At 42.7% G+C, this 5,513-nt stretch carries 7 protein-coding genes; 2 read left to right on the top strand and 5 right to left on the bottom strand.

What is annotated here, in order from left to right:
• The first annotated feature begins 134 nt into the window (after positions 1 to 134).
• Both CYP77_RS06130 and CYP77_RS06125 read left to right on the top strand, forming a co-directional pair.
• A complete protein-coding gene (locus CYP77_RS06130) occupies positions 135 to 719 on the top strand; it encodes an outer membrane protein (protein WP_021089211.1) in 585 nt (194 codons plus the stop codon).
• Between the two features lie 119 nt (positions 720 to 838).
• A complete protein-coding gene (locus tag CYP77_RS06125) occupies positions 839 to 1,321 on the top strand; it encodes a hypothetical protein (RefSeq protein ID WP_103566741.1) in 483 nt (160 codons plus the stop codon).
• 18 nt (positions 1,322 to 1,339) lie between these two features.
• Here the strand turns inward: CYP77_RS06125 and CYP77_RS06120 are convergent, their stop codons facing one another.
• The 5 genes from CYP77_RS06120 to CYP77_RS06100 all read right to left on the bottom strand — a co-directional run bounded on the left by CYP77_RS06120 (position 1,340) and on the right by CYP77_RS06100 (position 5,497).
• Positions 1,340 to 1,972, bottom strand: a complete 633-nt coding sequence (locus CYP77_RS06120; protein ID WP_021088454.1) for a protein-L-isoaspartate(D-aspartate) O-methyltransferase — start codon at positions 1,970 to 1,972, stop codon at positions 1,340 to 1,342.
• A gap of 60 nt (positions 1,973 to 2,032) precedes the next feature.
• Positions 2,033 to 2,800 carry a carbon-nitrogen hydrolase family protein gene (locus tag CYP77_RS06115; protein ID WP_103566743.1) on the bottom strand — a complete coding sequence of 256 codons (768 nt, stop codon included), beginning with the start codon at positions 2,798 to 2,800 and terminating at the stop codon, positions 2,033 to 2,035.
• A complete protein-coding gene (locus tag CYP77_RS06110; protein ID WP_181001425.1) occupies positions 2,801 to 3,292 on the bottom strand; it encodes a hypothetical protein in 492 nt (163 codons plus the stop codon).
• Positions 3,279 to 4,301: a ribonucleotide-diphosphate reductase subunit beta gene (locus CYP77_RS06105; protein ID WP_009494790.1), complete on the bottom strand. Its 1,023-nt coding sequence runs from the start codon at positions 4,299 to 4,301 to the stop codon at positions 3,279 to 3,281. Before CYP77_RS06105 ends, CYP77_RS06110 begins: the two co-directional genes overlap by 14 nt.
• 71 nt (positions 4,302 to 4,372) lie before the next feature.
• Positions 4,373 to 5,497, bottom strand: coding sequence for a PepSY-associated TM helix domain-containing protein (locus tag CYP77_RS06100; RefSeq protein WP_103566748.1), 1,125 nt, complete (start codon positions 5,495 to 5,497; stop codon positions 4,373 to 4,375).
• Positions 5,498 to 5,513: the final 16 nt, after the last annotated feature.

Here is a 5,513-nt window from a genome sequence, read left to right as displayed (position 1 = left end):
AAATTTAATAGTAAATATAAATAAATTTAAATTTTAAAGGGTAAAAATAGCGAAAAATAGGGCTTTGTTAAATTTAAATTTCATATAGATTAAACGCGTAATAGTAAAATCACGAAAATTTTTAAAGGAGAAGTATGAAAAATTTACTTGTAAAATCAAGCTTGGTTTTAGCTTTAGTTAGTTCAGCTGCACTTGCGCAAGGTGCATTTGTCGGTGGCGAGGGCGATTATTCGTTTAACTCAAAGATCAAAACTAAAAATATCGCAAAAAGCGAAAAAAATAACTTCAACAAAGGTCACTACGGACTTGGCTTTTATGGCGGTTATGATTTTGACAGCTATAGAGCGTATGGTGGCTACTACTATGACTTTAAAGCTAGAAAAAATGCTGGCGAAGCAGACGCAAAATGGAGCAAACATAAGCTTTTAGCAGGCGCTGACTACACTCCAAACATCACAGAAAACTTTAAAGCCGTGCTTGGCGGTTATGCTGGTCTTGGTTATCTAAGTGTTAGACAAAGCTTTGAAAACGAAACTAGTAAGAAAAATTTCAAAGGCTTGCTAGTTGGCGCAAAAGCTGGTGGTATCTACTCATTTGACGCTCACAACGCGCTTGAGTTTGGCTTAAAGGCTGATAAGACATTTTATAAGAAAAATAGTGGCGCTCAGCTAAGGGATACAACCGTGGGAATTTACACAGGCTACACTTATAAATTCTAATTCAAGGCAAGGCTTAGGCTTTGCCTCTCCTAAAAACTCACATTTATTCTTTAAATTTATAACTCAAGTAACTTTTAAGTAGCACAAGATAGAATGGCTCCTACTTAAAAAGGAGAAAAATGAAAACAAAATCACTTCTTGCTATTGCGCTTTGTGCCGTTTTTAGCAGCTTTGCCTTTTGTGAGCCAAAAAGCGAGCCAATACTAACAAAAAGTAGAAATTTAGTTGGTCAGACGGTGCCAGGCGCTATTTTGGGCGTTAAGGTGCCAAAGGAGTATCAAGCGAAATTTGACAGCGCAAAGCCTAGGATGCAAGAATTTTTAGCAAATATGGCATGCTACAGGGCTAATAAAAATGATAAATTTATGGAAGCAGGCACAAGGGCACCTGCGCTACGAAGAGATGATAGCCATTCAAAAAGGGCTAGTGGCACTTGTAGCGACAACGTCGATATCTTGAGTATAGAAAATGTGAAATTTATCGCCAAAAACGCATTTAGTTTTAGCGTTACATTTATCACAGCAGATGGCGAAGAAACTACAAAATTTGATGATCTTATATTTACGCAGCACCCAAGCGGTGAGTGGCTGGTTAGGTGGTAGTTGTAGAGGTAAAAGCCTCTACTCTCTGCCCTCAAGAAGTGGTACAAAAAGGCACTCGTCTAAAAACTCTTTTTCTAAATTTCCACTCTCATCTTTTCTAAATTTAGCGATAAACTGCTTGCCATCTTTTTTCATCGGAGCGACCAAGATGCCGCCATTTTTTAGTTGAGCGAATAAATTTGGCGAGATCTCATCAGCAGCAGCCGAGAGTAAAATCCTATCAAACGGCGCGTAGCTTCGCCAACCGTTGTTGCCGTCGTCATATCTTACGTGTACGTTTTTGATCTTTAGCGCCTCGAAGCGTTTTTTTGCCTCCATAGCTAACTTTTCTATGCGCTCGACGCTAAAAATTCTATGCGCGAGCTTGCTTAGTATCGCTGCTTGATAGCCACTGCCACAGCCTATTTCTAGGATGTTATCCACATTTTCGCACTCCAGCGCCATCGTCATCTTTGCCACCGTTAGCGGCGAGCTGATCCATTGGTTGCCAAGGATCGGCTGCGCGTCAAGCTTGTAAGCATGTGCAGGGATAGGCACGAAAATTTCACGCTCGGTCGTTGATATCGCGTCAAACAAAAGCGGACTTAGCGTGATCTCATCGGCTATGTCGCTAGCTAAATTTTGGCATTTTATCGCTTCTAATTGGGTCAAAATTTCTATCCTAAACAAATTTTAAATCGTTATTATACGATTTAAAGCTTATCTTAAAATTTATAAAAGCCCTAAATTTTTCTTTATCTGCGTGATCAAATTTGCGTCAAAAACTGCGCTTTGCTCCAGCGTGCCATCTGGCAAAAAGACCCCAGCGAGCTCAAGATCAAGCGAGCTTGATATCATGACGTAGCAGTTATTTGCGATCGCGAGCGCCTTGCAAAGGCTAAGGTAGGCCTCTTCTCTGGCCTTGCCCCACATGGCTGGCACCATGATGATGTCACACCCTCTTAGTTTTGCCCAAAGCCTGCTATCACGCAGCTCAAAGCATATCAGTACGCCAAGCTTTAGCCCTTTAAATGTAAATGCGTTTATATCGCTCACATCGCCAGCTGCAAAGATCTCATGCTCTAAATTTGGCCTAAAAAGCTCAGCCTTAAACTGCGAATGAAAGACGTTATTTGAGTTAAGAAGCAAAAATTCGTTATAAATTTTTGGTTGGTGCGGATTTAGATTTGAAATTTGAGCGAGCCCTGCGCTTTTGTTTAGGCTGCTAAGGTGCGTAAAACCTAGAAATTTATCTGGGCTAAGCGCCTCTTGCAAGCGCTCAAGCAGCATCGCATCAAAGCTGCCTATCATGCCACCAAGCATAGCTTTGTTCGCCCCAGCAAAAAAGCCGTCAAAGTCATATCCGCTGATACAAAGCTCGCTTGCAAGCAGGAGAGAGTTTTTGGGTGCAGCCTCAACTAAATTTGCAAGCTCTTCTAGGCGCTCAGTAGCACTTTTTGCCTTTAAAGTTAGGCTTATTAGGTTTAAATTTTCGCTCATTTATTTTTCAAATACAAATATCATAGGTTTTTCATCATGGCAGTCTTTTGGAATTTTGTAGTTTATATCCGTGCCACCGATGTTTGGCGTAGCTTTTAAAATAACGCTTATAGCTGTGGTTTTGTCTTCCCTCTGCGAGAGCGGGTCGTTAAAGACCCAGACTTCAAAGCCAAGACCTCTAACCTCATCATGCAAGACCACTCTTATCTCTTTTAGGTCTTTTGCCTCAAAGCCACATTGCTTGTTTATGCCAAGCATCACGTCATTTCCTAGAACAGATCCTAGCGGTGCGAAACTTGGTGCAATTTCGCCGTTTGGCATCTCTTGATAGACTTCCGCTTGGCTTGTCTCTTTTACTTTAACAAGTTTGTGGGCGGGGAAATTTACGATATTATCTCGGTTTGCCATGTCAACGATCCTTTGGCTACTGCTCGCACACCCAGCCAAAAGCACGCAGGCAAGGGCTAAGATGCCATTTTTAAAAGTCATCAAAGCTAATGCTTCCCTTGCTGTAGTTTGTCACCTTTGCTTCAAAGAAATTTGACTTTTGATCGTTAAATTTAGCAAAGTCATCGACCCATTTGATCGGGTGAGCGACGTTGTATTTGCGTTTTAGGCCGATCGCAACTAGGCGCTGGTCGATGAGATAGTGGATATACTGCTCGATGATATCGTCGGTAAAGCCCATTATTTGGTTTTGGGTGATGTATTTGCCCCATTTTATCTCTAAATTTCCAGCTTTTTCAAACATATCATAAATTTTCGCCTCAGTCTCAGGTGTGAAAAGGTCAGGCCTTTCCTTGCGGACCGAGTTTATCATGTTTTGAAACAAAAGCAAGTGCGTGATCTCGTCGCGTTGGATGAAGCGGATCATCTGCGCTGAGCCTAGCATCTTGCCAGCGCGAGCTAGAGCGTAGATCGCTGTAAAGCCGCTGTAAAAATAAATGCCCTCTAAAATTTGGTTTGCCACCATCGCAAGAAGTAGCTTCTCGTCAGTCACTTCGCCTGCAAGCTCCTCGTAGACGCTTGAGATGTAGTCATTTTTCTCGCGCAATACGTCGTCGTGTTTCTCCATCTCGTAGATGAGGTCGGTGTTGTCGCAGATCGCCTCGACCATGACAGCGTAAGACTTGCTGTGGTTTGCCTCTTCGTAGGCTTGGCGGCTTAGCACGGCGTTGATCTCTGGTGCGGTGATGTAAGGGTTGATGTTGTCAGCTAGGTTGTTTGTCTGAAAACTATCCATCGAGATGAGCTGGCTCCAGACTAGGTCGTACATGCGTTTTTCAGCCTCTGTGAGGTTGTAGGCGTAGTCGCGCACGTCGTCGGTGGTATCGACCTCTTTTGGAAACCATGTATTTGCCTCCATGAGGTCCCACAGCTTTAACGCCCACTCGTATTTTGCCTTGGTGAAATTTAAAATGCCGTGTGGGTTGCCGTTAAAGACTCTTCTGTCGGTCAAATTTTCATTTGAACTTGGGTTGTAGATGCGTTTTCTGTTCATAAATTTCTCTCTTGTTTGTGGTAAAAATTTCTTAAAATCTTACCCAAAGCAAGGTAAAAATTTACTTTTATTTATATGGCTTTGCTCCTTTTTATGGTCATCAAAAAGCCAGTTATGATAAGCAAAACGGCGATCACGCAAGAGATGGCAAAGACGATCTGACCGACCTCGCCAAACATCTCTCCAGTGTGCAGGCTAAGCACCTTGCGGCCCGCTTTTTTAGCCTCTGGGATGCTATCAGCCTTGCTAACAAGCTTGTTCTCTTTGATCTTGCCAGCGCTCGCGTCAAGCTTTAGTTTGCCCACTTGGCTCTCGCTAGTTTCGTAGTTTATGGTGTAGGTGCTTTGGTTGTTTTCAGGCACGTTTATCGTGAGTGATTTTAGCTCTAGCGTGACATTGTCTTTAAAAATTTGCTCCGCAGTCTCGATCTCTTTAAATTTATCATCGCTTATTGGGGTCAAATTTCTTTGTGGCATTGCTCTTTGTGCTTGGCTTGGCTTTAGCTCGAAAAATATACTATTTACGCCGCTTCTGACCCAGCCATAAGACCAGTAAAGTCCAGTTAGCGACATCACGACAAGCAGGATCGCCACGTATGTGCCAAGGCTCGTGTGGAGGTTGTAAAAGCAGGCATAGCCCTTTGCACTTGGCTTGATTTTGAGCGAATTTAGCAAATTTCGCTTGATCGCTGGGGCGTAGAGGATGAGGCCGCTTATGGCAAGAAGTGCCATGATGATTGAGCTAATGGCGACTATTTGCTTGCCGATGTTTGCTGGGAGCTTACTATCAAGCAGGGCAAGGCCTAAATTTCTATGCAGGCTTAGTATTATCATGCGAGTTTTCTCGCCCCAGTCCTCGCTGATCACCTCGCCACTTCTTGGATCGACAAAGAAATTTAAGAGCTTTTTATCTTTAGTGACGCTGATGCTATAAGCTTTGTTTTCGCCGCCGATTTGTACGTTTTCAAGCGTGTCAAATTTGATCTCACTTTTTGCCTTGGCGAGGATCTCGCTTAAGCTTAAATTTGGCTTTTCGCTAGGTGTTAAATTTATATATTTTTCATTTATCGCAGATTTTATCTCCTCTCTGTAAGAGGCAAATGGCGCCGCAAGCGTCATGATAAGTAGCGGTATGGCAGCGATTAGACCGATTATTAGGTGGATGTTGAAAATGATTTTGTTACGCTTAAAAAGCATATATCTCCTTTTAGAT

This window comes from Campylobacter concisus, assembly GCF_002913865.1.
Taxonomy (GTDB): Bacteria; Campylobacterota; Campylobacteria; order Campylobacterales; family Campylobacteraceae; genus Campylobacter_A; species Campylobacter_A concisus_AM.
This window is presented reverse-complemented; position numbering and strand designations above follow the sequence as displayed.

What these genes read in the sequence shown, in the direction of transcription:
- CYP77_RS06130 (WP_021089211.1), top strand. Translation starts at nt 135, where the DNA reads ATGAAAAATTTACTTGTAAAATCAAGCTTGGTTTTAGCTTTAGTTAGT.
- CYP77_RS06125 (WP_103566741.1), top strand. Translation starts at nt 839, where the DNA reads ATGAAAACAAAATCACTTCTTGCTATTGCGCTTTGTGCCGTTTTTAGC.
- CYP77_RS06115 (WP_103566743.1), bottom strand. Translation starts at nt 2,800, where the DNA reads ATGAGCGAAAATTTAAACCTAATAAGCCTAACTTTAAAGGCAAAAAGT.
- CYP77_RS06105 (WP_009494790.1), bottom strand. Translation starts at nt 4,301, where the DNA reads ATGAACAGAAAACGCATCTACAACCCAAGTTCAAATGAAAATTTGACC.
- CYP77_RS06100 (WP_103566748.1), bottom strand. Translation starts at nt 5,497, where the DNA reads ATGCTTTTTAAGCGTAACAAAATCATTTTCAACATCCACCTAATAATC.